This window comes from Nonomuraea muscovyensis (assembly GCF_014207745.1).
In the GTDB taxonomy this organism is placed as follows: domain Bacteria; phylum Actinomycetota; class Actinomycetes; order Streptosporangiales; family Streptosporangiaceae; genus Nonomuraea; species Nonomuraea muscovyensis.
This window is the reverse complement of sequence record NZ_JACHJB010000002.1, coordinates 1,078,842-1,103,571: the sequence shown is the minus strand read 5'-3', so window position 1 is coordinate 1,103,571 and position 24,730 is coordinate 1,078,842. Positions and strand designations below refer to the sequence as shown.

At 70.1% G+C, this 24,730-nt stretch carries 27 protein-coding genes and 2 pseudogenes; 13 read left to right on the top strand and 16 right to left on the bottom strand.

Going from position 1 to position 24,730, the window contains the following annotated elements; translation table 11 throughout:
* Positions 1-63: 63 nt before the first annotated feature.
* From FHU36_RS44715 to FHU36_RS21775, 3 genes are read right to left on the bottom strand one after another with little or no spacing between them, the layout of a single operon-like run.
* Positions 64-792 carry a hypothetical protein gene (locus FHU36_RS44715; protein WP_246502529.1) on the bottom strand — a complete coding sequence of 243 codons (729 nt, stop codon included), beginning with the start codon at positions 790-792 and terminating at the stop codon, positions 64-66.
* Positions 792-1,298, bottom strand: coding sequence for an epoxide hydrolase N-terminal domain-containing protein (locus FHU36_RS44710; protein WP_246502528.1), 507 nt, complete (start codon positions 1,296-1,298; stop codon positions 792-794). Before FHU36_RS44710 ends, FHU36_RS44715 begins: the two co-directional genes overlap by 1 nt.
* A gap of 11 nt (positions 1,299-1,309) precedes the next feature.
* A complete protein-coding gene (locus tag FHU36_RS21775) occupies positions 1,310-1,738 on the bottom strand; it encodes a MarR family transcriptional regulator (protein WP_185085766.1) in 429 nt (142 codons plus the stop codon).
* 172 nt (positions 1,739-1,910) lie between these two features.
* Between FHU36_RS21775 and FHU36_RS21770 the strand changes: the two genes are divergently transcribed.
* On the top strand, positions 1,911-2,735 hold the full coding sequence (locus FHU36_RS21770) for a nucleotidyltransferase domain-containing protein (RefSeq protein WP_185085765.1): 825 nt from the start codon (positions 1,911-1,913) through the stop codon (positions 2,733-2,735).
* Between the two features lie 288 nt (positions 2,736-3,023).
* On the opposite strand, the pseudogene FHU36_RS21765 reads toward FHU36_RS21770, so the two are convergent.
* Positions 3,024-3,214 (bottom strand): annotated as a pseudogene (locus FHU36_RS21765) (IS5/IS1182 family transposase); the annotation flags it as partial.
* A 35-nt stretch (positions 3,215-3,249) separates the two neighbouring features.
* On the opposite strand from FHU36_RS21765, the gene FHU36_RS21760 reads away from it, so the two are divergent.
* A complete protein-coding gene (locus tag FHU36_RS21760; protein ID WP_185085763.1) occupies positions 3,250-3,984 on the top strand; it encodes a PASTA domain-containing protein in 735 nt (244 codons plus the stop codon).
* Here FHU36_RS21760 and FHU36_RS44705 read toward each other — a convergent pair.
* On the bottom strand, positions 3,970-4,389 hold the full coding sequence (locus FHU36_RS44705) for an MmyB family transcriptional regulator (protein WP_376774173.1): 420 nt from the start codon (positions 4,387-4,389) through the stop codon (positions 3,970-3,972). The genes FHU36_RS21760 and FHU36_RS44705 overlap by 15 nt on opposite strands.
* A 340-nt stretch (positions 4,390-4,729) precedes the next feature.
* On the opposite strand from FHU36_RS44705, the gene FHU36_RS21750 reads away from it, so the two are divergent.
* Positions 4,730-5,452, top strand: a complete 723-nt coding sequence (locus FHU36_RS21750) for a VOC family protein (RefSeq protein WP_185085762.1) — start codon at positions 4,730-4,732, stop codon at positions 5,450-5,452.
* A 112-nt stretch (positions 5,453-5,564) separates the two neighbouring features.
* Here FHU36_RS21750 and FHU36_RS21745 read toward each other — a convergent pair whose 3' ends face one another.
* The 4 genes from FHU36_RS21745 to FHU36_RS21730 form a co-directional block, all read right to left on the bottom strand.
* Positions 5,565-6,710, bottom strand: coding sequence for an RNA polymerase sigma factor (locus FHU36_RS21745; protein ID WP_185085761.1), 1,146 nt, complete (start codon positions 6,708-6,710; stop codon positions 5,565-5,567).
* Positions 6,711-6,716: 6 nt separating this feature from the next.
* Positions 6,717-7,124, bottom strand: coding sequence for a YciI family protein (locus FHU36_RS21740; RefSeq protein WP_221496743.1), 408 nt, complete (start codon positions 7,122-7,124; stop codon positions 6,717-6,719).
* 338 nt (positions 7,125-7,462) lie between these two features.
* Positions 7,463-7,810: a VOC family protein gene (locus FHU36_RS21735; RefSeq protein ID WP_185085759.1), complete on the bottom strand. Its 348-nt coding sequence runs from the start codon at positions 7,808-7,810 to the stop codon at positions 7,463-7,465.
* 199 nt (positions 7,811-8,009) lie between these two features.
* Positions 8,010-8,735: a DUF4158 domain-containing protein gene (locus FHU36_RS21730; RefSeq protein ID WP_185085758.1), complete on the bottom strand. Its 726-nt coding sequence runs from the start codon at positions 8,733-8,735 to the stop codon at positions 8,010-8,012.
* Between the two features lie 210 nt (positions 8,736-8,945).
* Here FHU36_RS21730 and FHU36_RS21725 point away from each other — a divergent pair, with 210 nt between their 5' ends.
* Positions 8,946-9,149 (top strand): hypothetical protein, encoded by a 204-nt coding sequence (locus FHU36_RS21725; RefSeq protein ID WP_185085757.1) that lies wholly within the window; start codon positions 8,946-8,948, stop codon positions 9,147-9,149.
* Between the two features lie 240 nt (positions 9,150-9,389).
* Here the strand turns inward: FHU36_RS21725 and FHU36_RS21720 are convergent, their stop codons facing one another.
* The gene (locus FHU36_RS21720) at positions 9,390-11,780 is read right to left on the bottom strand and encodes a helix-turn-helix transcriptional regulator (RefSeq protein ID WP_185085756.1); all 2,391 of its coding nucleotides are present in this window, start codon (positions 11,778-11,780) and stop codon (positions 9,390-9,392) included.
* 24 nt (positions 11,781-11,804) lie between these two features.
* On the opposite strand from FHU36_RS21720, the gene FHU36_RS21715 reads away from it, so the two are divergent.
* The 3 genes from FHU36_RS21715 to FHU36_RS21705 all read left to right on the top strand — a co-directional run bounded on the left by FHU36_RS21715 (position 11,805) and on the right by FHU36_RS21705 (position 13,468).
* Positions 11,805-12,698 (top strand): efflux permease Rv1217c-related protein, encoded by an 894-nt coding sequence (locus FHU36_RS21715; RefSeq protein WP_512699250.1) that lies wholly within the window; start codon positions 11,805-11,807, stop codon positions 12,696-12,698.
* A 5-nt stretch (positions 12,699-12,703) separates the two neighbouring features.
* Positions 12,704-12,859 (top strand): hypothetical protein, encoded by a 156-nt coding sequence (locus FHU36_RS21710; RefSeq protein ID WP_185085754.1) that lies wholly within the window; start codon positions 12,704-12,706, stop codon positions 12,857-12,859.
* Between the two features lie 189 nt (positions 12,860-13,048).
* Positions 13,049-13,468, top strand: a complete 420-nt coding sequence (locus tag FHU36_RS21705; RefSeq protein WP_185085753.1) for a sigma-70 family RNA polymerase sigma factor family protein — start codon at positions 13,049-13,051, stop codon at positions 13,466-13,468.
* 166 nt (positions 13,469-13,634) lie between these two features.
* On the opposite strand, the gene FHU36_RS21700 is transcribed toward FHU36_RS21705, so the two are convergent.
* Positions 13,635-14,246 (bottom strand): TetR/AcrR family transcriptional regulator, encoded by a 612-nt coding sequence (locus FHU36_RS21700; protein WP_185085752.1) that lies wholly within the window; start codon positions 14,244-14,246, stop codon positions 13,635-13,637.
* A gap of 93 nt (positions 14,247-14,339) precedes the next feature.
* Here FHU36_RS21700 and FHU36_RS21695 point away from each other — a divergent pair, with 93 nt between their 5' ends.
* Positions 14,340-15,509, top strand: coding sequence for a cytochrome P450 (locus FHU36_RS21695; RefSeq protein WP_185085751.1), 1,170 nt, complete (start codon positions 14,340-14,342; stop codon positions 15,507-15,509).
* A gap of 5 nt (positions 15,510-15,514) precedes the next feature.
* On the top strand, positions 15,515-16,177 hold the full coding sequence (locus FHU36_RS21690; protein ID WP_185085750.1) for a class I SAM-dependent methyltransferase: 663 nt from the start codon (positions 15,515-15,517) through the stop codon (positions 16,175-16,177).
* Between the two features lie 79 nt (positions 16,178-16,256).
* Here the strand turns inward: FHU36_RS21690 and FHU36_RS21685 are convergent, their stop codons facing one another.
* The gene (locus tag FHU36_RS21685) at positions 16,257-17,480 is read right to left on the bottom strand and encodes a cysteine desulfurase family protein (RefSeq protein ID WP_185085749.1); all 1,224 of its coding nucleotides are present in this window, start codon (positions 17,478-17,480) and stop codon (positions 16,257-16,259) included.
* 299 nt (positions 17,481-17,779) lie between these two features.
* Positions 17,780-18,466: an alpha/beta fold hydrolase gene (locus tag FHU36_RS21680; RefSeq protein WP_185085748.1), complete on the bottom strand. Its 687-nt coding sequence runs from the start codon at positions 18,464-18,466 to the stop codon at positions 17,780-17,782.
* Positions 18,467-18,593: 127 nt separating this feature from the next.
* Here FHU36_RS21680 and FHU36_RS21675 point away from each other — a divergent pair, with 127 nt between their 5' ends.
* Positions 18,594-19,586 carry a helix-turn-helix transcriptional regulator gene (locus FHU36_RS21675; RefSeq protein ID WP_185085747.1) on the top strand — a complete coding sequence of 331 codons (993 nt, stop codon included), beginning with the start codon at positions 18,594-18,596 and terminating at the stop codon, positions 19,584-19,586.
* 137 nt (positions 19,587-19,723) lie between these two features.
* Positions 19,724-20,539, top strand: a complete 816-nt coding sequence (locus FHU36_RS21670; RefSeq protein ID WP_185085746.1) for a DUF899 domain-containing protein — start codon at positions 19,724-19,726, stop codon at positions 20,537-20,539.
* A gap of 210 nt (positions 20,540-20,749) precedes the next feature.
* On the opposite strand, the gene FHU36_RS21665 is transcribed toward FHU36_RS21670, so the two are convergent.
* Positions 20,750-21,265, bottom strand: a complete 516-nt coding sequence (locus FHU36_RS21665; protein WP_185085745.1) for a MarR family winged helix-turn-helix transcriptional regulator — start codon at positions 21,263-21,265, stop codon at positions 20,750-20,752.
* 108 nt (positions 21,266-21,373) lie between these two features.
* On the opposite strand from FHU36_RS21665, the gene FHU36_RS21660 reads away from it, so the two are divergent.
* Positions 21,374-22,315: an EamA family transporter gene (locus FHU36_RS21660; RefSeq protein ID WP_185085744.1), complete on the top strand. Its 942-nt coding sequence runs from the start codon at positions 21,374-21,376 to the stop codon at positions 22,313-22,315.
* Between the two features lie 2 nt (positions 22,316-22,317).
* The gene (locus FHU36_RS21655) at positions 22,318-23,202 is read left to right on the top strand and encodes an SDR family oxidoreductase (RefSeq protein ID WP_185085743.1); all 885 of its coding nucleotides are present in this window, start codon (positions 22,318-22,320) and stop codon (positions 23,200-23,202) included.
* 326 nt (positions 23,203-23,528) lie between these two features.
* Here the strand turns inward: FHU36_RS21655 and FHU36_RS44700 are convergent.
* Both FHU36_RS44700 and FHU36_RS21650 read right to left on the bottom strand, forming a co-directional pair.
* Positions 23,529-23,660 (bottom strand): annotated as a pseudogene (locus tag FHU36_RS44700) (IS701 family transposase); the annotation flags it as partial.
* A gap of 187 nt (positions 23,661-23,847) precedes the next feature.
* Positions 23,848-24,237 (bottom strand): hypothetical protein, encoded by a 390-nt coding sequence (locus FHU36_RS21650; protein ID WP_185085742.1) that lies wholly within the window; start codon positions 24,235-24,237, stop codon positions 23,848-23,850.
* Positions 24,238-24,730 lie beyond the last annotated feature (493 nt).

Below are 24,730 nucleotides of genomic sequence, written 5' to 3'. Positions count from 1 at the left end.
GACGCTGCGAAGGTCGACGTAAGCCCAGGACCTTAACGGGACAGACGCCGCCCGCAGGGCATTTCAGGGCCTGCGGCCGTGGAAGGTGCGGCGCAGGTCGTTCACCCAGGCGTCGGGGTTCTCCCAGGGGATGAAGTGGCCACCGTGGTCGTGGGCGTTGACGTTGACGTGGTTGAACCAGTCGGCCTGCGGGCCGGTCCTGAACGCCTGGACGCGCCCGGTGGCGGTGTGGATCCCGGGCGGGTTCTCGTATGTGGCGAAGGTGAGGCCGACCGGGGCCTGCACGACCGGGGTGCGATCGTGGGCGGGGGCCCAGGGGTAGCGGTTGGCGTTGGCGTAGTAACGCATCGACGTGGCGATGGAGTTGTTCACCCAGTAGATCACGGCGTGGGTGAGCAGGTCGTCCTTGGTGAAGACGGACTCGACGTCGCCGCCGTTGGCGCTCCAGGCGTTCCAGCGCTCCAGCAGCCAGGCCAGCAGTCCAGCGGGAGAGTCGCTCAGCCCGTGGGCCAGGGTGGCGCCGTCGAGCATCTGCACGGCAAGGTGGGACGCCCAGCGGTGGTCCAGCTCGATGATCCGGGCGCGGACGTCGACGGGCTGGTCATCGGTGAGGGGCCGATTCCGGGCGAAGTCCCAGGCCCGGGGGCCGGTGAAGAAGTCGAGCGGCAACCCGGAGCCGATGTGGATGCCGTACAGCTCGTCGGCGTACTTGTGGCCGAGCTGGCTGGAGACGATCCCGCCGATGTCGCAGCCCCCGGCGGCGTACTTCTCGTATCCCAGGGTCTCGGTCATCAGGGTGTGCCAGAGGTCGGAGACCTTCCAGAAGTTGACGTCCGGAAAACCGGTGAGGGGGCGGGGAAGCCGAAGCCGGGCAGGGACGGCACGATGACGTCGAACGCGTCGGCGGGGTCACCGCCGAACGCGGCCGGGTCGGCGAGCGGGTCGATCACCTTCGACCAGTGCCAGAACGTCCACGGCCAGCCGTGGGTGAGGATCAACGGGATCGGGCGGGGTCCGCGGCCGGGCTTGCGCATGAAGTGCACCGGGACACCGGCGACGCTCACCTGGTAGTGCTCGTAGGCGTTGATGGCGGCCTCGGCCTTGCGCCAGTCGTAGCCGTCCCGCCAGTAGGCGACCAGCTCACGGAGATAGCTGCCGGGGACGCCGTAGGACCAGTCCCCATTCCCCTCGTCCGGCGGCGGACGGGTCGATGCGAGGCGGGCGCGCAGGTCATCGAGGACCTCGTCGGACACATGGATCGGAACGGGCTTCAGGGGGAAGACGTGCGGGGTGCTCATCGCGTGGTTCCTTACTGGGCAGGGGGAAGCGGCGCCGTGGGCCTGTCGTGTGGCTGGGCGGCGAGCCGAGCCATTTCGAGGAGTGCGGGCAGCGACGCGGCCAGTGCCTGCCGGTGGTGCGGGTCGAGCCGGCCGGCAAGGGCGGCCAGGCGATCGATGCGCTCCTTGCGCCGCGACTCGACCACCTTGGCACCGGCGGGCGTGACCTGCACCAGCACCGCCCGGCGGTCCGAGGGGTCCGGGGACCGCACGGCCAGGCCGTCCCTCTCGAGCCGGGTGACGAGCGGGGTCATCGCCGGTTGTGTGACCCGCTCGCTCGCCGTCAGCTCAGACAGCCGCATCGGCCCGCTGCCCGCCAGAGTGTGCAGGACACCCAAGGTGGTGAAGCTCATTTGCTCTACCGACGCCAGACGGATGAACACCGCCGTGAACTGCTCCATGGCGAGGTCCAGCGCTTCGACGTTCAGGCAGACTGTGGTGGTGCTGCAGGCTTTGCACGGATAGTCCAGTTGGGAAGTCTGAGCAGAGATCCACGAAGCATTCCTCAAGCTGGCCCGGCCGGTCGGACCGCATGCTACGTTCGAAGACTTTGTTCGTAGCGAAAGGCCTGCCATGGACGCTCTCTCCCTGCACGACCGGTTCCTCACCGACGCGCTTCCTCGGATTCGGCAAGATCCGAGAGTGGCCGGTGTCGCCATCGCGGGATCGATCGCGAAGGGACACCCCGATGTCTACTCCGATGTCGATCTCATCGTGGTCATCGACGACGAGGCGTTCGACAGGGTCATGAAGGAACGTCTTGAGCTGATCGGCTCGTGGGCCGCCCTGGTGACGGGGTTCACCGGGGAGCACGTCGGCGAACCCCGCCTGATCATCACGCTCGTCGGGCCGCCCCTCCTCCATGTGGACTTCAAGTTCGTGCGGGCCTTCGACTTCGCCGAGCGCGCTGAGGACCCGGAGATCTTGTGGGACCGGGACGGCTCCCTGGCCGCCTGTCTGGCGGAGCATCCGCCGGCGGACCCGTCGCTCGACCTCCAGTGGATCGAGGACCGGTTCTGGGTCTGGGTGCACTACGGCGCGACGAAGCTCGGCCGCGGCGAACTGTTCGAGGTCATCGGCTTCCTCGGTTACCTGCGCGAGGCCGTGCTGGGTCCTCTGGCCGCTCGGCGGGTGGGTGCGCCACCGCGCGGCGTCCGCCACCTCGAATCCATCGCACCGGACGAGGCGCGCGCCCTTCAGGCAACTCTGTGCGGTTACGACCGGCACGACGCCGGTCGGGCTCTGCTCGCCTGCGTCGAGCTCTACCGGCAGTGGCTCGACGACCCCGAAACGGTGATCGAACCCCGTCGCCACGCCGAGAAGCTCGCCGTGCAGTACCTCCACGACGTCATCGATCAGGCGAAGCTGACCAGCCACCCCACCACGGACCGTCTCTGAGAGCCTGCTGACAAAGGGTGTGGTCGCTGAGGTCGGAGCCCGGGTTGGCCCGGGATCAGGCCATCTTCCCCTGATAGGCCCGCGGGCAAGAGAGAGCTCCTGATAGGTGAGGTGTTGTCTACACAACTCGGCGCCCATGACCGCCCTTTCTCTCGTGCTTGGTCTGCGGCCCTCTCATCGCTCATGGTCCACACCGTAAGCGAATCGAGACCTTAGCCATGGGTCCGGAGTAACAGCAGTTCAGGGACTACTTTGTTGGAAATTTCTGCATTGCTACCGGAACCCCGGGTAGGCCTGGTAGCCGTCGTCGCGCTGCTGCCGGCTCTTGTGAATGTGGCGGGCCTCGGGGTCGACGGTGGAGGTGATCCGCTCCGGTGCGGCGGGCGATCTGCCATCGCCGGTCGGTGCCATCGGACTGCGGGTTCGACGTCCTGGCCGCAGATCAGTGCCAGCAGGCCGACTGCCCGAGCGGCATCCTCGTCCAGATATCGCTCTCCTGCTCCCGCTCACGACCGTGACCGAAATCGTCGCCCTCGCACACTGCTACGGAACGATCACCAGCACGGTTGCCCTGCGGCGCGAAGACGGCCATGATCGTCGCGTCATGTCCGATCACGCTCGGGAGCGGCGAATGGTGGGGATCAGGCCCCTTGTTCTCGGTCTGTTGACGGTGCCCGTGTTCGGCCTGGCGGCCTGCTCGGGCGGGGGCGAGGACAACGCCTCCACCGAGGCGAGCCGGGGGAGCGGCGCAGGATCGCAACGTCCGTCACCTGCGTTGCCCTCCTTCAAAGGAAAGACCTACGACGCCGTCAGCGGCGAGCTGAGGCGCTCCTGGCCCGCCTACACCACCGCGTACAGGGCCCTGCCCGACGGTCATCTGTTCGACGGTGAGTCCTACTCCGGTACCTGGATCGTCTGCACGCAGGTCGAGGACTCTCAGGCGAGGAAGGTGGAGTTCGGTTTCCTGCCCCCGCAGGTGCCCTGCCCGCCCGACGGCCGCGTCACCACGTGGCCCGTCGTGCCGAACTTCGTCGGCACGACCGGCAATGAGGCGAAACAGGCCGCCTTGCAGTTTGGCTTCCCGCTCGTCAGCAGCCAGCCCCTCGTGACCGAGGGATACGACGACAGTTCCCACCTCGAACGCACCGTCTGCACCCAGGACCCACCCGCCGGCCAGAGCATGCGCCTGCACTACGGCACGACGCTGGACCTGCGGGTCGCCGACAGCAAGGGGTCATGCACCCCGTAGTCGCCCCTTTCGTACACACCGCATCCCGATCCCTTTCAGAGGGAGACCCGGGGTGTGTCGCCTGGAGTTGGGGCAGTGGCTACGTTCACCTGGCTGATCCGGTTCATGCCGGGCCTGTCGTGGGGAGGTGGGTGGCTCACCTTGGGGGGCAGCCGGAATCGGGTCTGTCCAGTGAAAACCGTGCAGTCCCCTCAATGCCTTCGGATGAAGTCCGGCTCGGTGTCCCGTCAATTCCGCCAGGCGTGCGCCCGTGGGGAATCGACCCGCGGTGAGTCGGAGGTAGGCGACGTGGACCCGGGCGAGCTCGTCCCAGTTACGGTGCAGGTCGCGGGTGAGCGGATCAAGGAAGAACATCCGGGAGAGGGACGGGCGGCGCGTTGGCTCCTGTGGTGCGTCGAATGCGATGTGCTCGGCAATGAGCGCGTGACCGGTGCGCCGTCACCGGCCTGCACCTGGCCGCCGCAGTGGCCGGCGTCCTGCACGTGGCACTCGGCATCCTCGCCCTTCGCCGGCTCCCCAGATCAGTGACGGCACCGGCCAACTCTGATACCCGATCCGAGGACACGACAGGTCGAGCGGAAAGCACGACTCGATGACTCACGCCAACGCGCCTCTGTCGATCGAGAGCGGGCGGCGCTCAAAAGCGTTGGCGTCGCAGTCATCGAGCGGGCTAGCGTTGGCCTCCGTCACGCGCAGGAGGGCATGCCCTGTCTGCGCCTAGGAGTCAGCAGATTGGAGATGCGGGATGACGTCTCAGCTCGTCGCGCTCTGCTTCGATGCGAACGACCCTCTCCGTCTCGCGCGTTTCTGGGCCGGAGTCCTGGGCTGGGAGATGGCCGACGACCCCCACGATGGCATCACGCTCCTACCCAGCGATGACACCGGGTTCCGGATCCGATGTCTTCCGTCCCAGGAGAAGAAGACCGGCCCGAACCAGATGCACTTCGATCTGACGAGCACGTCCCTCGAGGACCAGCAGCAGACGGTGGCGAGGTCGCTCGAACTCGGTGCGCGGCACATCGACATCGGGCAACGCCCCGAGGAGGGTCATGTGGTGCTCGCCGACCCCGAAGGCAATGAGTTCTGCGTCATCGGGCCGGGCAACAAGTTCCTCGCTGACTGCGGATTCATCGGAGCACTTGCGTCCGACGGCTCGCAGGAGGTCGGTTACTTCTGGAGCGAAGCGCTGGGCTGGCCGTTGGTCTGGGACCAGGACCAGGAGACCGCGATCCGGTCGCCGCACGGCGGCCCGAAGATCACGTGGGGCGGTCCGCCAGTGGCGCCGAAGACCGGGAAGAACAGACTGCACTTCGACCTTGCTCCGCCTGCGCACGGTGATCAGCAAGCGGAGGTCGACCGTCTCATCTCTCTCGGAGCGACTCGAATCGACATCGGCCAGGGCGAGGTCAGTCAGGTCGTGATGGCCGATCCCGATGGCAATGAGTTCTGTGTGCTGACCCCCCGATAGCGTGACCAGACCTGGGGCGGCGCCCTCCTGAACGGCAGGTGACGCGGTCCGGCCGGCCAACAGGGTGAGCCGGCCGTCCCTGCCGGATCGGTGAATGCCTGCCGCCCGCCGCTCAACTGCGCAGCTTCGCGTTGAGCCGTGCGGCCTGCCGCATGAGGTGGTCGCGTTCGGGGAGGCTGGGCGCCGATCGGGCGGCTTCGGCGTAGAGCCGTGCTGCGGTCATTGGGTCACCGTCACGCTCGTGCAGGTACGCCGCGACGGCGGCGTGGCGGGGCAGGGCGGGGTCGAGCTGCGCCAGGGCGGCCAGGCCGGCCCGCGGGCCGTCGGCCTCGCCGACCGCGACGGCCCTGTTGAGGCGGGCCACCGGGCTGTCGGTGAGGCGCACCAGCTCGTCGTACCACTCGACGATCTGCACCCAGTCGGTCTCCTCGGCCGTCCGGGCGTCGGCGTGGAGCGCGGCGATGGCGGCTTGGGCCTGGAACTCGCCCAGGCGGTCGCGGGTGAGGGCTGCCTGGAGCACGTCGACGCCCTCGGCGATCAGGCGGGTGTTCCACAGGCTGCGGTCCTGCTCGGCAAGAGGCACGAGCCTGCCGTCGGGGCCGGTCCGTGCCGGGCGCCGTGCGTGGTGAAGCAGCATGAGCGCGAGCAGGCCCGCGACCTCCTCATGATTGGTCGTGACCGCCAGCCGGCGAGTGAGCCGGATCGCCTCGCCGGCGAGGTCGACGTCGCCGGAGTAGCCCTCGTTGAAGACCAGATAGAGCACCCGCAGCACCGTGGCCACGTCACCGGGCTGGTTGAACCGGACGCCCGAGACGGTCCGCTTGGCCCTGCTGATCCGCTGGGCCATGGTCGTCTCCGGCACGAGGTAGGCCTGCGCGATCTGACGCGTGGTCAGGCCGCCGACCGCGCGCAGTGTGAGCGCGATGGCCGAAGCCGGTGGCAGGGACGGGTGCGCGCACAGGAAGTACAGCTGGAGCGTGTCGTCCCCCACCTCGCCCGGACCGGGTATGCGCTCGCCCTCGACGCGTACCTCGCGGTGCCGCCGGGAGGCATCGGCTCGGGCGGCGTCGAGGAACTTACGCCAGGCCACGGTGACCAGCCAGCCCTTGGGGTCCCGCGGCGGGTCGTCCGGCCACCCGCGCACGGCCTCGACCAGGGCGTCCTGTACGGCATCCTCGGCCGCCGCGAAGTCGGCTCCGCGACGGACGAGGATGCTGATCACGGTGGGGGTGAGGGTCCGCAGCAGGGCCTCGTCCACCGTGCGTCACTCCGTGATGGTCGAGTGCGCGGTCAGGAACGGGCGTACCTCGAGCCACTCGTGGATCGGCTTGCCACCCGCACCCGGAGCCGCGGACAACTCACCGGCCAGCTCCAGCGCCCGCTCGTAGGTCTCGACGTCGATCACCATCCAGCCGGCGATGACGTCCTTGGTCTCCGCGAACGGGCCGTCGGTGACCGGCGGTCGCCCCTCGCCGTCGTAGCGGACGAACGTGCCCTCCGGGGAGAGCGCCTGACAGTCGACGAGCTCGCCGGTGCCCTCCAGCCGAGCGGCGAAGTCCTGCATGTACCGCACGTGGGCCGAGAGCTCCTCCGGCGTCCACTGGTCCATCGGCACGTCGTTGACCGATGCCGGCGCGCCCCGGTAGTGCTTGAGCAGCAGGTACTTGGCCATCATGTTCTCCTCGGTGTGGTCCGGCCCATTGTGGCCGTGTTCACTCCGGGGACGAAGCCGTGCGCGGGTTCTCGACATCCCACCGCGACATTTTTTGGCGGACTTGGCGGACTTGGCGGTGTTCTCGCCGGGTAGCCCCGGCGCATTGCTGCACCAGGGACCCTCAGAGGGCGGTGATCGAAGTGTACTGCTCGGGTTCAAGGAGTCGTTGCAACACTGCCTCCCTGGCTGCCACCCAGGCCAACCTTCCGCCCCTGGCGCGGGCGTGTGTCGGTGCGCCGGTGTCCTGTGCCCGCGAACATTGAGTGTGTGCCATCAAGGGCCTGAATTTCTCCGATTCAGGGCGCAGGCGCAGTCTCGCCACCTATGCCCATCTCGTTGCCGTCGGCGTCATGGAAGATCCACTTGCAGACGTTGCCGTGCTGCTCCTTGTCCACCGGCTGCAGCCCGCGGGCTGCGATCCGGTCCACCTCGGACACCGGATCGTCCACCCAGATCATGCCAACGCCGCCTCCGGCGCGAGCGGCGTCCTCGACGACGTACACGTACCGGTCCTCGGCCAGCTGCCACACCGCTTCGACGTCGTTGGGCCAGAACGCCGGATCCTTACCAAGGAGCCTGGTGTACCACTCCACGGCGCTCTTACAGTCGCGGACAGGGATGCCCGCGAAGATCCCCACTGTCACTGTCGGATCTCCTCTCCGTCGGGCCGGAAGGTCCGGCTCACCCAAGGAACACGAACAACGACTTCACCGGAACAGGACCGCGGTCGGGCCCGGCGAGCAACCATGGTCGACGCTTACGAGTAAATTAATCGCACATCGCCGTGCTCTGCTTGCGTCACTCGCCGACGAGTGCGGACTGTTCGAGGGCACCCGGCGATGCTCACCGCAGGCGCTCAGCCCCGGGCAGGGGGGAATGGCGAGCCCGCCTGGGCGTGGCTTCTTTCGACAACTGCCCCGCGGCCGCGGAGCGGGCCGCCTTGATGGTCGTGAAGAGACGTTGCTTTCGATCACGGGCTGAGGGCATCCCTGGGCTTGGGAGAACCGCGGCGGGCGTCCGTTCCGTGTCTGGCTTTGCGGAGAAGTACTGCGGCCGCCGCCTCGCCCAGGGGGTAGGTATAGGTGCGCCCGGCGACGCGTTCCTTGCCTTTGAGGATCTTGCGGATCTGGCTGGCCTGGATCGGCGCGCCTCCCGGATCTGCTTGCGGTGATACTTGATCGTGCTGCCCGACCACTGATAGTCGGCGAACACAGCCGGATCGACCTTGACCTGCCCGGCCACGTACTCCACCGCGGCCTTGGGGATCTCACCAGCGTGCCGGGGGAACCGCGCGTCCAGCTCGAAGAACATCAGCAACAGGCAGAAGCCCAGCCGCGTCGCGCCGGTCTTGTCGGCCACCAACTGCCAGTCGTCATCCAGCAGCGGGCGGACGACCGCCGCGCCGGCGGGCAGCGCGCCACGCACGGCGCGGCTCCACGAGGCGGGGACGCCACTGCTGGTGCCGCCGAGCACGTTCCGCACCACAGAGAAGAGCGTCGCACCGGGCGAGCGGCGTACGTCGACGTGCACCTCGTCCAGTGAACCCAGTGATAATGCGCCTCCGGCCACGCGAGTCTCCTTGTCGCTCGATATCCGCGAAAAGTGAAAGCCCGGCAGCACGTAGCGCTCTTCCCCCTATTCCCGTCCGGCGTGGCGAGCCGAGCCTTTCGACATCCTCCGAATGGCTCGGGCCTGGGCGGTGCGCGTGATGAGCCTGGCTCCCGTAACCGGCGCCCGGGCTCGCGCCTTCCCGCCCGTTGCTGAACCCGTCCGGGCGTCATGCGAACCTGCACACCACCCCTCGGCCCCCGGGCGGAGACGCCTACCTGTACGGACGAGCTGCTGGCGCACATCCATCCGGCGCGCAGCCAGAACGCCGGCTTCTTCGGCTTGATCCTCGTGGAGGTTGAGGCGAAATCGGCCAAGCTGGATGGCGGCGGTGGCCGCTGCCCGGTCGCCATCACGAAGACGCTTTTGGTGTGAGGAGAGCGCCGGCCGGCCAGACGGTTACCTGGCCGGCCGGGCCGGGGAGGGAGGTGTGCGGATGCGACACCGGCCGCAAGTGGTGAGCCCTGGCCGCGGGCTTCCCGCGCTTCACCACGGTCTTCGGGTTCTTCGCACGCTGGGCGAAGGCCGGAGTGCTCGATGCCGTCCGCGGCCGGCTGCGGCGCGAGGTGTGCTCCCGGATGGGCCGCTCCCTGCACGGGGTGCGGGGAGAGTCGGTCACATCATCTGGGTGAGCAGGTTGAGACGAGCCAATTCCGTTCGGTTGGAGACGCCGAGCTTGGGAAACGCGCGGTAGAGGTGATGGCCGACCGTCTTGGGGCTGAGAAACAGCTGTGCTCCGATCTCCTTGTTCGTGGCGCCCGTAGCCGCCAGTCGTACGATCTGGAGCTCCTGCGAGGTGAGCCGGGCCAGCAGGTCCTCGGATGGGGAGGCGGCCGACTCGCCCGCCGCTCGTAGCTCGGTGCGCGCGTGATCGGCCCATGGGACGGCTCCCGCCTGCTCGAAGAGCTCCAGCGCCGCCCGCAACTGCCTCCGCGCCTCGTTCTTCCGCCGGGATCTGCGTAGCCATTCCCCGTTCAGGAGCCGGCTTCTCGCCTCCTGAAAAGGAAGATCGGGGCAGACCACCGCCTGCTCGAAGTGCTCCTCGGGGTCATCGGCGAGCAGGGCGAGGCAGCGATGCCGCACGGCTTGCGCCCACTGCCGGCCCGATGCCTCAGCCCAGCTTTCCCATCGTGCGATCGGGGCACGTTCCGGACGGCCGGACCTCACCGCGGCCTCCACCTGGTCGGGCGTGAAGTACACGCCCTGCGGGCGGCACGCCAGAGCCTCGAACCGATCGAGCGCCGCCTCGAATCGGCCCCGGCCGAGGTCGAGCATCGCGCGTGCCCGGCCCGCCCAATCGCCTTCTCCGCTGGGCTCCTCGCCGCGGAGCGCGGCGAGGAAGGCCAGCAGGCCACCGGCGTGGGAGGCGTGCCGGTGCTGGCCGGTGTCCTGGGCGATGCGCAGCGCCTCGGCGGCGGTGCTCGCGGCCTGCCTGGTGAGACCCAGCAAGGTCTCGCTCTCAGCCAGCACGGCCAGGGCGCCGGGAAGGAGGCCGATGGCGCCGCCGGAGCGAAGCCCGTCGGAGAGTCGCAGCAGATTCTCGCGGGCGTCCCGCAGATCCCCGGAGAGCAGGGCCAGCGAGGTGGCGCCGATCCGCAGTCCGTCCGCTCCAACGCGCCGCTCAGGGGCGTCGGCCGTGTGCCGTCTGAGCAGATCGAGGCCCGCGCCGGGGTCGCCGGACAGGAGCTCGATGGTGCCGGCGATCAGTGCCGCGAGTCCGTCGTCCCTGGCGAGCCGCTCCTTGACGGCGCGCAGGCCCGCCGTGTCCCCGACCGACCACGCGACCCGCGCCGCCTCGACGAGTAGATCCTCGTTGTCCGGTGCGGCGTCGAGGAGCAGCCGCCAGGCCGCTTCCGGTGAGCCGTGCCCGAACTCGATGCGCGCGCGGAGCCGAACCCTCTCGGCGGAGGTTCCGCCGAGATGAACGGCCTGGTCGATCAGTGCACGAGCACGGTCCAGCCGGCCTGAGTCGGCTGCGAGTTCGGCGGCCGCGGTGAGCCTGCGTGCGCGGTCCGGCGCGGTAGCGGTGAGCCGGGCGGCGCGTTCGAGTGCGGCCGACGCCTCGGCGTGCCCGGACAGCCTACGGGCCTGTCGGGCCGCATGCTCCAGAGCTGCCGCGACCGGCTCGTCCGGCCCGGTGGCAGCCGCGGCCAGGTGCCAGGCCCTCCGGTCGTCTCCCACGGCCCTTGCCAGGGCACGGTGTATGGCGGCACGTTCGGCGAACGGCGCGCCCTGGTAGGCGGCGGCCCGCACCAGCGGATGCCGGAAGGCGGCGCCTGCGCCCGTCACGGTGATCAGCCCCTCCCTCTCCGCCGGGGCGAGCGCGTCGACCGGCAGGCCAGTGGCCTGGAGCGCGGCGGGCAGGTCCTCGACCGCCAGCGCGAGGAGCAGGGTCCGGGTGTCCGAGGGAAGGGCGGTGATTCGTTCCTGGTAGGCCTCTTGGAGCCGGTGCGGTAGCGGCAGCGGTCCGGCGGCAAGGGAGTCCGTGTCCATCCCCGGCAACTCGATCAGCGCGAGCGGGTTGCCGCCCGCTTCCGCCACGATCCGATCCCGCACGTGTCCTGGCAGGCCCGGGGCGTGCTCGGCCAGCACCTGAAGGGCCGACTCCCGGTCCAGGCCCGCCAGCATGAGGTCCGGCAGACCGGCAGCCGCGAAGACGTCGCCGCCGCTGCCCCGGGTCGCGAAGAGCAGCACGACGCCTTCCACGTCCAGCCGCCGGGCGGCGAACAGCAGCGCCTGCGAAGAGGCGTGGTCGATCCAATGCGCGTCATCCACCAGGCATAGCAGCGGGCTGTGCTCGGCCAGCAGCGTCAGGGTGGCCAGGCCGATCAGGAACCGATCCGGCTCCGTGGTCCGCGCCGTCAGGCCCAGCGCGCCGCGCAGCGCTTCGGCCTGCGGCTTCGGCAGCGTGTCGAGGTCGTCGAGCAGTGGCCTCAGGAGCATCTGGAGCGCCGCGAACGGCAGTTCTGACGCGCTCTCGATGCCGCTCCCGCGCAGAACCCTCATCGGGGTGGCTTGCTCGGCGGCGTAGTGGAGCAGGGCGGACTGCGCACCGCTGCTGCTCGGCCTGGCGCTGTCCGCCGTGGTCGTGGCCGTCGCGTACCGGCTCGTCGCCCGCCGCGACCTCGGGCACGGACTCGTCCCGCAACGCCCCGGTCCCGCCGGATCGGCGCGGCTGCGCAGCCCTCTGTCGCTGGCCTGGCGCTGCAGAAGGGTCTGTTGTCCAGCTGGATCATCGGCTTCACCGTGGCGGGACTGGTACTGGGCGTGCTGGCCCGGTCCATCCCGGAAGTGTCCAGGCAAGGTGCCTCCGTCCAGGAGTTCCTGCGCCGCTACACCGCCTCGCCCGAGGCCTCCATGACCGATGCCTACCTGTGGTTGATCGCCCTCAGCCTCGGCTACGTCGCCGCGCTCTACCCGCTGCTGGTCCTGTTGCGGCTGCGCAAGGAAGAGGTCGAAGGCCGCGCCGAACTGCTGCTCAGCACGCCCGTCAGCCGACTGCGCTGGGCGGGTGGCCATCTGCTCATCGCTTTCGCGGGCAGCACCTCGATCCTCGTGGTCGCCGGCCTGGCGCTGGGGATCTCCGCGGGTGAGCCGACCGGCGTACTGGCCGGCACGCTGGTTCAGATCCCGGCCGTCTGGGTCCTCGCCGGAATCGGCACCGTGGCCTTCGGCCTCCTGCCCAGGACGGCGGCCGGGATCAGTTGGGCGACCTTCCTGTTCGTCAACCTCTTCGGGGAGGTGCTCGGCCCCGTCATCGGGATCGACTACTGGATCGCCAAGTACTTCGTGCCCTTCCCCAATCTGCCGATGGTGCTGTCCGGCGAGCCGTTCACCGCTCACGCCATCGCGATCATGACCGCTGTCACGATCGCCCTCACCACCGTGGGTCTCACTGCCCTCAACCGCCGGGATCTCATCTGAAGGCCGTGAAGAGGCGACCGGCCAGCCGGCGCGAGCAGGCCGGCGCTACCGGGTACACACGCTTGCGCCGCCGCTCGCCGTGGTCGCTCACGACACGGCTGCTCGCGCTCAAGGTCGAGGACGTCGACCTGGAGTTCCGCCGCGCCCGGGTCGTCCGGTGACCGCCGTGCGCGCGCGGAACAGGTCCCGCCAGTCGGCGGGCCAGGTGGCGAGGGCGATGATCGCCATGATGGTCAGGTGGATGGGAGCGGAGATGCTCTCGTAGATCGGGTCGTGGTTGACGACGTGCGTGGTGACCGCGCCGGTCAGGACCAGTTACCAGGGTCGAGGACCCCAGGAACCTGTAGCGCTTGTCCGGCAGCGCGTCTTGGGAGAGCCACCAGGTCGACCAGGCCACCGCCGGCGAACCCGACGCCGCCCGCCACCGCCAGCTCGTCGCGGCCTTCCTGGCCGCCTCACGCGGCGGTGACTTCGACGCACTGCTCACGCTGCTGGCCTCCGATGCCGTGCTGCGCAGCGACCCCACGGCCGCCCAGTCGGGCGCGAGCGCAGCCCGCGGCGCCCACGCCGTGGCCCGCAGCTTCGCCGGACGCGCCAAGGCCGCGCGACCGGCTCTCATCGACGGCGCTCCCGGACTCGTCTGGGCCTCGGCCGGACGAGTCCGCGTCGTGTTCGCCTTCACCATCGCCGACGGGAAGATCGCCGCGATCGACATCCTCGCCGACCCCGAACACCTCGAACGGCTCGACCTGCAACTCCTGGCCGGCTGACAGGAACGCGGCTCATCGCGCACCTGAAGGGCAGGCACGGCGGCTCGGCCGGGTCCACCGCGGTGAGCGCGGTGACAGTGCCGTTGACGGGACCGGGTGCCTTTCGGGGTGCTCGGTCCGTTGGGGGTGCGGACGGACGAGGGCCGGCCCATCCGGGTTGCCGAACTCAGGGTGCGCGTTCTGCTCGCCTGTCTGCCGGCTTCGCCGGCGCGGGCTGAGCGGCGTCGATGGCGCCGTGCACGATCTGGCCGATGCGGTCGGCGGCCTGTTCGGGGTCGGGTTGTCCGGCCTCCAGCCAGGCGATGACGGCCTCGATGGTCAGGGTGGGGATCAGCCGGGATGCCCAGTCCAGCCACGGGCCTTGCGGGATGCGGCTGGCGAGGTTCTTTTCGGCGATCTCGGTGGATGCGGCCGTGATGGTGTCGATCAGGTCGCGGAACTCGGGCTCGCGGGCGGCGTGGCAGAACAGCAGCCGGAAGCCGTCGGGGTCGGCGGCGGCGGCGCGTAGCAGGCCGGGGATGGCGTCGTCGTCGAAGTCGTCGCCGCCGGTCGCGGCGGCCAGGCGCTCGCAGGCGCGGTCGAGCACGGCCCGGTACAGGCCGGCCTTGGAGTCGAAGTGCCGGTACAGGATGACGTGGCTGATGGCCGCCTCGGCCGCCACGTCGTCCAGGCCGGTCCCGGAGTATCCAGCGCGGGCGAAGGCGCGGGTGGCGGCGTTGAGGATCTGCTCGCGTCGCTGGGCGCGGGGCATCCGCCGGGTCGGCTCTGCTGCGGTCATCGTCTGCACCCTCCCACTTGTTAAAGCCATTCTATACAAGTACTTTTGTTAAAGACAGCTTATACAAGATGACTTCAGCTTAGGAGGCGCGGCGTGACCGTGCAGCTCCCGTTCGAACGCACCCACCCGCTCCAGGTCGCGCCGCTGCTGCGCCGGCTTCAGCGCGAGGGCGACATCCATCGCATCCGCACCGCGGTGGGTCACGAAGCCTGGCTCGTCACCGGCTACGAGCAGGTGAAGGCACTGCTGGCCGACGGCCGGTTGGGCCGCTCCCACCCCGAGCCGGACAAGGCCGCCCGGACCGGCGAGTCGGCGATCTTCGGCGGACCGCTGGGCAACTACGACACCGAGGCGGCCGACAGCGCCAGGGTGCGCACGCTGCTGCAGCCGCAGTTCTCTCCCAAGCGGATGCGCGCCTTCCGCCCCCGGGTGGAAGAGCTGACCGCCCGTCTCCTGGACGACCTGGCCGCCCAGGGCTCGCCCGCCGACCTGCACACCGCGCTGGCGCTGCCGCTGCCGATCCTGGTCATCTGCGAGCTGCTCGGTGTGCCGTACGCCGAGCGCGAGCAGTTTCGCGCCTGGTCCGAGGCCGCCGGCGACATCCGCGACCGGGCCCGCTCCGAGGCCGGGCTCGGCGAGCTGTTCAGCTACGGCCGGCGGCTGGTCGCCCGCAAGCGCGAGCGGCCGGGTGACGACTTCATCTCCCGCATGTGCGCCGTCGGCGGCATCGGCGACGACGAGATCGCCATGATGTCGATGTTCATGCTGTTCGCCGGACACGAGACCACCGTGGTGGCGATCGGCATGGGCGCGCTGTGTCTGCTGACCAACCCCGGCCAACAGCAGGCCCTGGTCGACAACCCTGAGCTGGTCACCTCAGCGGTGGAGGAGATGCTGCGCGCGCCGGGCAAGGGCGGCGGCGGCGTTCCCCGCTACGCCCGCACTGACCTGGACATCGCCGGCGTGCGGGTGGCGGCGGGGGAGCTGGTGCTGCTCGACAACGGAGCCGCCAACCACGACGCGGGCATCTTCCCCGACCCGGACCGGTTCGACGTCACCCGCCGGGCGGCGCCGCACCTGTCGTTCGGGCACGGCGGCCACTACTGCATCGGCGCCCCGCTGGCGCGCATCGAACTGCAGGCCGTCTTCGCCCAACTGCTGGCCCGCTTCCCGGCGATACGGCTGGCCGTGCCCGTCGAGGAGCTACGGGTGCGCTCCGACGTGCTGACCGGCGGACTGCTCGCGCTGCCGGTGGAATGGTGAACGCGATGAGCGGCAGAGCAAATAGCAGGACCGACCAGCAGGCGAGCCTGCCCCGTCCGATCTTCGCCCGGCTGTATCCGCGGATGAGCCGGGCCATGAACGACGGCGGCATGACCGAGCAGCGCCAAGCGCTGGTGACCGGATTGAGCGGTCAGGTGATCGAGGTCGGTGCCGGTGACGGCACCACCTTCGCTCACTACCCGCCCGAAGTGAGCCGGGTGGTCGCGGTGGAGCCAGAACCACGGCTGCGCGCCCTGGCCGAAGCGGCCGCCGCCCATGCTCCGGTCCCGATCGAGGTGACGGCCGGGGTGGCCGAACATCTGCCCGCCGTCGGCCAGAGCGTCGATGCGGTGGTGTTCGCCATGGTGTTGTGCTCGATCCCGGACCAGGCGTCCGCACTGGGCGAGGCCGGGCGGGTGCTCAAGCCCGGTGGGCAGGTGCGGTTCCTGGAGCACGTACGGGCCGACAGCTCTGGGCTGGTGCGGGTGCAGCGGCTGCTGGACGCGACCGTGTGGCCTCGGCTGCTGGGCGGGTGCCGCACCGGCCGCGACACCGTCGCGGCGATCGAGCGGGCCGGGTTCGACGTCGTCGAGATCGAGCGGTTCCTGTTCCCGCAGGCGCTTACCCCGTTCTCCTTCCACGTCCGCGGGACCGCCCGCCGCCCCTAGCCGGTCTCGACCTGCGGGTCGCGCTGTTCGCCGGCGGGCACGAGCGCGGTGGTGTCGGTCATGCCTCGCCTGCTCCTCGTCACTCGTGTGAAGAGGCCGATGTCCCCTTACCCAGCGTGGCGGCCGCCTCGATCAGCGTGGTTGCCGCCGTTTCGATGTCGGCGGGTGTGCTCCAGCGGCCCAGCGACAGCCGCACCGCCCCCAGCGCGCGGCTTCGGACCAGGCCCATGGCGGTCAGGACAGGTGAGGGCGTGTGGGCGCCGCTGTGGCAGGCCGAGCCCGTGGAGGCCGCAAGACCGGGGGCGGCGGCGAGCAGCTCGTGCCCGAGCACACCGTCGATGCTGACGTTCAGCGTGTTGGGCAGGCGCCCCGTTCCGGGTCCGTTGAGGTGGACGCGGCCGGGCAGGGCGCCGGCCAGGCGCCGGTGCAGGCTGTCCCGAAGCGCCGCGAGACGGGTCGCTGCGCCGTCGGCGAGGTGCTCGGCGGCGAGCCGGGCGGCCGTGCCGAGCGCGACGGCGAGGGCCACGTTCTCCGTCCCGGCACGCAGGCCGCGCTCCTGCCCACCGCCGTAGACGACCGGCTCCAGCGTCACGCCCTCGCGCACGTACAGCGCGGCGATGCCCTTGGGCGCGTACATCTTGTGGCCCACCACGGTGAGCAGGTCCGCTCCCAGCTCGGTGATGTCCAGGGGGATCTTCCCGGCCGCCTGGGCGGCGTCGCAGTGGAACAGGGCGCCCTGCCGGCGGGCGAGTGCGGCGAGGCGGGCGACCGGCTGCAGGGCGCCGGTCTCGTTGTTGGCCGCCATCACCGACACCAGGACGGTGTCGGGCCGCAGCGCTTCGGCGAGCGCGGCGGGCGCGACAAGCCCGTCGCCGTCGACCGGCAGCACCGTGAGGCGCACGCCGTGCAGGCGCTGGAGGGCGCGGCAGGTTTCCAGCACGGCCGGGTGCTCGGTGACCTGGGTGATCACGTGTGGGCGCGGATGGCCGGAGGCGAGGACCACGCCGCGCAGGGCCAGCAGGTTCGCCTCCGACCCGGACGCGGTGAACACGATCTCCGGCGCCCTGGCACCGATCAACGCGGCGACCTGGGCGCGGGCGACGGCGAGCGCCCGGTGCGGGGCATCGGCGTAGCGGTGTCCGCTGGAGGGGTTGCCGAAATGCGTGCTCAGGTACGGCAGCGCCGCCTCCAGCACGCCGGGGTCGACCGGGGTGGTGGCGTTGTAGTCCAGGTAGATCGGCCCACCGGCCAGGGCGGGATGCGGCCCGCCGCCCGGCTGCGGCTGAAAGGCGGGGCTGCTCATCGGCGCTCCTTGGGGTGAGTCTCGTACAGGTGAGTCTCGTACATACGTGCCGCGACAAGTAGGCCGGACGGCCACCAGCGCCACCCCTTCGGCCAGTAGCGCCCGGACCGTGCCGAGTGCTGGCCTGCCGGAAACCGGCCCCTCCACCAGCACGACGATCGGGGCCGGCTCCCGTACGACACCTCAGGTCTCCTGCTCACCAAGATGGAAGGGCCGAAACCCGGCGCCGACCTCAGCGCGGGTGCAGCATAACGGCCCGATGTGGTCGAAGCGGGTGCCGCAGGATGGCCGGCAACGGGTCAGACGCCGGGGGCCGCCGCGGCCAGGAGCCGGGCCAGCTCGACCGGCCTGGTGATCATGGGCCAGTGGCCCGAGTCGATGTCCACGAGGTCAAGGTTCCTGACCTTGGCCAGTTCGGCCGCGTCACCGGCGGCGATCCACTCCTGAGCCTGGGCGGGGGTGAACTCGGGGCACACGACGAGGACGGGGACGTCGAACCGTCGCTCGTCCGTCAGGCGCACCACGCCCTTCGTAACCCCCTCGGGGACGGGGATCGCCACGGACGCGAAGTCCCGCCTGGCCTCCTCGCCGAGGTCGGCGGAGTCCGGGCCCTCGAACGGACCCCAGCCGGGGAAGGGCATGACGCCGTCCTTCAGCTCGAAGAAGTCGGCGTAGGGCTGCCCGTCGGCGGACGGGAAGCCGCCGATGAGCGCGACCTTGGCGATCCGCTCCGGGCGCGCGTCGGCGGCCAGCCAGGCCAGGGTACAGGCGGCGGAATGCCCCACCACCATGGGCTTTCCTGACGCCGCGTCCACGGCGGCGAGCACGGCCGCCACCTGGTCGTCGAGACTGGCCGAGGCGGATCCGTCGCCCTGACCGGGCAGGGTGATCGGCACGGGGCGGTGGCCGAGCGCCTCGAGCTCGGGCACGACGTCGTCCCACGCCGATCCGTCGAGCCACAGGCCGGCGACGAGCAGGATATCCATGATCAGTTCTCTTTCTCCAGAGTGTTCCGGCGAGGCCCTGCCCGCGGAAGTCGGTCAGGACGTCAGGCTAGGACCGATTCCGGACGTTCTACTTCCTATTCATCCCGTGACCTCCTAATGTGCTCGTGTGCCGACCGATCTCAGCCCCACCGCACGGGCTCTGCGCGCCATGGAGATCCTGCGGACCCGCCCCGGCGTGACCGCCGGCGAGCTCGCCGCCTGCCTGGGCGTCACGGAGCGGGCCGCGCGCCGGTACGTCGGAATCCTCCGCGAGGCGGGCATCCCCGTCGAGTCGGCCCGTGGCCCCTACGGCGGGTACCGGCTCGGCCGCGGGACGCGGCTGCCTCCGGTGGCCTTCACGGAACCCGAGGCGCTTGGCCTGGTCATGTCGGTGCTCGACGGCCGGCCGGCGGCCGCCGACGCCGGCGATCTCGTCGGCGCCGCCCTGGGCAAGGTCATCCGTGTCCTGCCCGAGGGCGTCGGACGGCAGGCGGCGGCGCTGCGCGAGCATGCGTCGGCGGCGCCCGACCGGTTCTCGGCCCGTCCGGATCCCGCCACCGCGAGCGCGCTCGTGGCCGCCATCGCGGACCGGCGGCGCGTGGTGGTCGCCTACCGGAGCGAGTCCGGCAACGAGTGGGAGACCGAAGTCGACCCCTGGGCGGTCGTCGTCCGCCACGGGCGCTGGTACCTGCTGTGCTACTCCCACCGCGCGGACGCCGTCCGCACCTACCGGGTCGACCGCGTCCGCCAGGTCCAGCGCAGCACGCACGCGTTCGAGCTGCCCGAGGGCCTCGACCCGGTGGCGACGCTGGAGGAGAACCTGGGCACAGGGTGGGAGTTCGCCACGCGCGTCGTGTTCGACGCTCCCCTCACCGAGGTGGCGCCCTGGATCCGGCCGCCCATGGGACGGCTCGAACCGGCGGGGGAGGGGTGCGTGCTCGTCGGCAGCACGAGCAATCCGACGATGTACGCCCAGGAGTGGCTGCCGAACGTGCCGTGCCCCTTCCGCGTCGAGGGCGGGCCGGAACTGCGCGCCGCGGTCGCGACGCTCGCCGCGCGTCTCGCCGCCGCCGTGGCGGGCCCGCCCATGGCCGACCTGCATGTCCCCGCCGGTCAGTGAGAGCGCGTCTGTGAACTTGCAGGCCCGACGTGCTCGGCCGAGGGCGCCCCTGCCGCGATGAGTTCCGGCCGGGTCGCGGGTCTGTTCTGGTGACCGTCGTACGACGCTGCCCGGCACCGGACACCACGGAGGACACTATGACGACCACGCCGAGTGACCCGACCCCCGCGCTGCCCGGCCGCCCGCCCATCGTCGACCTGGCCACCTGGCAGGCCGCCCGTGACGAGCTTCTGGTCCGCGAGAAGGCCCACACCCGCGAGGGCGACGCCATCGCCGCGGCCCGCCGCCGGCTGCCGATGGTGGAGCTCGACGGGGCGGTCGAGATCGTCGGACCTGACGGCCCGGTCCCGTTCCTGGACCTGTTCCAGGGTCGCGACGAGCTCGTGGTCTACAAGCACATGTGGTACGACGGCGCGCCGCACCAGGGGCAGTGCGAGGGCTGCACCACCACGGCCTGGCACCTGAAGGACGCCGTCTACCTCAACGCCCGCGGCGTCTCGTTCGCCATCCTGACCACGGGCCGGTGGGACGAGGTGGCCTCCTACATCGAGTTCATGGGCTACCCCCAGCCCTGGTACTCGGTGCGCGACGTGGAAGCGCCGGTCGGCGGAGCAATGGGGCACATCATCTGTTTTCTGCGCGACGGCGACCGTGTGTTCCTCACCTACTCCACGACGGGCCGTGGCAACGAGCCGGTCAACGGGTCCTTGGGCCTGCTCGACATGACGCCCTACGGCCGCCGCGAGGCGTGGGAGGACAACCCCGAGGGCTGGCCCGAGGCTCCTCAGGCCGGCTCGCCGGTCGGTGGGCATGGCTCGCCGATCTGCTGGTACTGGCGCTCGGACGCCGACGGCGTCGCCACCTGGGGCCCGACCAGCCGCCCCGTACCGCAGTGGACCCGCCCCGGCGCGACCCCCGTGGAGACCCTCGGCCGGCACGGCCACCACCACTGACAGGACGCTGCGTGCGGATGCGGCGTAAGACCCGGAGGCGGCACGAGAACCGGGGCACATGCTGCTGCAGATGTCGTGGTCGGAAACGCAGACCGACGGCCATGGCCTCGGGATGAACAATCGCCAGGGGCTCTGGCCGATACGGGGTCAGTCGGTGAGCGCCCGGGCAACCTCGACAGGCTGAATTCTCGGCCCAGCCCAAGCCGGTCTCTACGGATTCAGGGGATTGCCGGGCGAGTAGTCGCCGAGACTGGTGAGCAGCTTACGCAGTAGTCCGGCCAGATGTTCCTGGTCATGGCGGCTCAGCTTGCTGAGGAGCTTCGCCTCCAGGTCGACATGATTGACGACGACACGGTCGATGAGCTCCCGGCCGCGCTCGGTCAACGTGATCAACACGCTGCGCCGATTGAGGGGATCGACCTCGCGGGTCACCAGTTCTCTGGCGACGAGACGGTCGATCCGGTTGGTGATCGCTCCGGAGGTGACCATCGACGACTCGACCAACTGCCCCGCGGTGAGCTGATACGGATGCCCGGACCGGCGCAGCGTCCCCAGGATGTCGAATTCCCAGAGCTGCAGGTCATGCGTGGCGAAGTGGTCACGAAGCTCGCGTTCGAGTAGCCGGCAGGCGCGTTGGATCCGGGCCACCACGCCCATCGGCGTGGGGTCGATATCGGGCCGCTCGGTCCGCCACTGGTCCATCCGCCAGTCGACGTTGTCCTCCACGAGAGCTTGCCGCCTCCAGAACATCTCAACGTGAAACTGTTTGACGCCACCCTAACAGACGGCTACATTCGCCAACGTTAAACATTTCAACGTTAAGGAGATTGGATCATGCAGACCCTGAGCCGGTCGGCCACGGGCAGCGTGTCTCCGCCCGGCAACACCCTGGGACTGACCGCGCTGACCGCGGCCGCGCCGGTCAGCTGGGGCACCACGTACCTGGTCACCACCGAGTTCCTCCCGCCCGGCCACCCGCTGGTGTCCGGGGTGATCCGCGCGCTGCCGGCGGGGCTGATCCTGCTCGCCATCACGCGCAAGCTGCCCCATGGCACGTGGCTGTGGCGCTCGTTGCTGCTCGGCACCCTCAACATCGGCGCGCTCTTCGCGCTGCTGTTCGTCGCCGCCTATCGATTGCCGGGGGGCGTCGCGGCTACCCTTACCGCCGTCCAGCCGCTGCTCGTCGTCGGCCTGGCGTTCCTGCTGCTGGGGGAGAAGCCCACAGGCTGGCGGCTCGGCTGGGGCCTGGTCGGCGTGGTGGGCGTCGGCTTGATCGTCCTGCGCGGCCGGCTCGCCTTCGACCTGCTCGGCATCCTGGCCGGCATCGCAGCCGCCGGTGTGATGGCCGCCGGGATCGTCCTGACCAAACGTTGGGGACGTCCGGAGGGCGTCGGCGCAGCGACCATCGCCGGCTGGCAGCTCACCGCGGGTGGTCTCGTGCTCGTCCCGCTCGCGCTTGCGTTCGAGGGGCTTCCGCCCGCGCTGGATCTTCGTGCGATCGGCGGCTACGCGTGGCTGTCTGTTGTGGGGGCCCTGCTTTCCTTCCTGATCTGGTTCCACGGCATCGGCAAGCTGCCCGTGGTCGCCGTTTCGTTCCTGGCCCTGCTCTCACCCATGGTTGCCACGATCCTGGGCTGGCTGTTCGTCGGTGAATCCCTGACGCCGTGGCAGGGTGTCGGGTTCGTGCTCGCGCTGACCGCCATCGCCGCCGCGCAGCTGACCCCCGACGTCGTCCGCACCCTGGTCCGTATCCCCGTCACCACCGAAGGAGAATGAGCGTGTCACGCACCGTGCTGGTCACCGGAGCCACCGGAACCGTGTCCACCGCACTGATGAATGCGCTGGAAGGAGCCGATGTGCACCTTCGTGCTCTCGTCCACGAAGCGTCCAAGGCGGACGGCCCGCGCGGGCGGGGCGCCGAGGTCTTCGTCGGTGACCTCGATGACGCTCGGTCGCTGCCGCCCGCCTTCGAGGGCGTGCAGGACGTGTGGCTGCTCACCCCGAACGGCCCGCGCGCTCCGGAGAACAACATGAACGCCGTGTGGGCCGCACGCCAGGCCGGTGTGGAGCGCATCGTGCGCCTGTCCGTCGTCGGCGCGGCGCACGACGCGCCGACGCGCAGCGGCAGGCTGCACGCGCTGTCCGACCGGGAGACCGAACGGTGCGGCATGCGCTGGACGATCCTGCGTCCCCACTGGTTCATGCAGAACCTGCTGAACGAGGCTGGCGACATCGCCGCCACCGGCACCTTCTCGCTGAACATGGCCTCGGCGCGGATCGGCATGATCGACGTACGCGACATCGCCGAGTGCGCTGCCCGCGTGCTCCTCGACGACCCGGACCGTCACCACGGCGAGACGTACACGCTCACCGGCCCGCGCTCGCTGACGTTCGACGAGGTCGCCGACCCCCTGAGTCTCGCTCTCGGCAGGTCCATCACGTACCTGCCGGTCAGCGACGACGCCAAGCGCAAGACACTGCTCGGCTACGGCGTTCCGAAATGGATCGTCGACATGCTCGAGGAGTACGCGCAGGCGTATGCCGCCGGCTGGGGAGACTTCACCACCGATACGGTGGCCGGCCTGCTCGGCCACCCCCCGCGCGACATCGCCGACTTCGTCCGCGACCACGCCGCGGCGTTCGCCTCGGCCGATGACAACTGAGAGTGCGGCCCGCTGGTCAGCGGCCTGACATCGAGCGCGAGGTTCCCGCCGACCTCATCGACGGCCGGAGCCCAGCTCCTGCTCATTGATCACCCGGGTCGCCGTCGACAGACCGCCTGTCCGTACGAGGTTCCTGTGGTCCGGGGGGAATTGTGGTCGGATGTGCCTGACCTGCACTGATGCAGGCAAGTTCCGGTCGTTGATCGCCTCCGTTGCCCTTCGTACGATCCTGATCGGGTTGCGGTGCGGGGGCGGTCGGTGTCGACCCGGATGTTCTCCGAGGACCAGCAGGAGATCGGCCGCGACGGTCTGATCCGGTACTTCACTCTGGCGAAGCCGGTGTCGTCACCGACCAGCACCCCGTCGGCCTCGTCCAGGCGCTCCATCAGGTAGGCGCGAATGTCGTCGCGCACGCCGCCGACGTCCCATTCGGCGGCGTTGAACAGGCGCTGCATCCCAGGTTTCGCCCGCGCACTCGGCCAGGGACACGGCGCTGAGATGTTCTACTCTGGCCGCGGCCACCGCATGATCTTCAGTTCCATCACACCTGAATGATCACAGCGGTGGCCGTTGCCTCTTCCACCGCCTCGAAGCGCTACAGCGGTGCAGCTCACGCCGGCGATCGGATACCCGTTCGATGGCTTCTCAGCAGTTCTTCTCGCCCTTGAACACGATGTACATCGCCTCGTTGGGCCCCAGGACCAAGAGTCTGCGCGCATGGTCATACTGATCGATACCGCCAAACGGATCCCGCCAGAGGCGGCCGTCCGCGTCGGCATCGGCCCACACGCGCAGCCGGCGTTCCGGTCCGCCCACGCGGCGGATGGGGCCGTCGAGGAGCTCATCCAGGAGATGAGGGACGAGTTCGCCCGACTCGTTGCCGGCAGCTTCCTCGAGGCAGGCGGCGCGGAACGCCTCGACTTCGGTGAGAAACTCCGCCGTGTCCAACGGCCGGAGCCCGCCACCCGGTTCCCACACTGGGCGACCCTGCGAACGGCCGCCCATCGCTGATTCCACGCGGTGCTGCTCCGCCACTCGCGAACGGTACCCATGTCGGCAGTGGAGGGCAGCTCATGCTGCACCCATCCGACCTTGAACGAGGCGTAGCCGTCGAGGTCCAGCGGCGCACGGAGGGCGGCTCCGGCGCAGATGGCGCGCAGCCTCGCCTTGGCGAGCGCGTGACCCTATCCTCCAGCCGAGGATCGCCGTCGCACCAATGTCCCGCGAACAAGCAGGCCGGGTCACGGCCGATCCCGCGATCGGCCATGCGAACAACGCTGACGCGGGACGCCCACACCCTGAACGCGTCGGTGCTCGCCGACCCAGCCATCCCCGACGAGCAGATCGGCGGCATGCCGCGCAACACGATCGGGATGAGCAAGCTGCGCGAGGTCGTCTCCGAAGGCCGGAAGAAGCCGAACTCGTCGTACGCCGCGTCGTCTCCGCCGGCCAGTACGACAGAGACGCCATGCGAGCCCGTCGGCAGGGTGTCGATCCCGATCTCGCCTGATCCGCGCGCGGGCTGGCC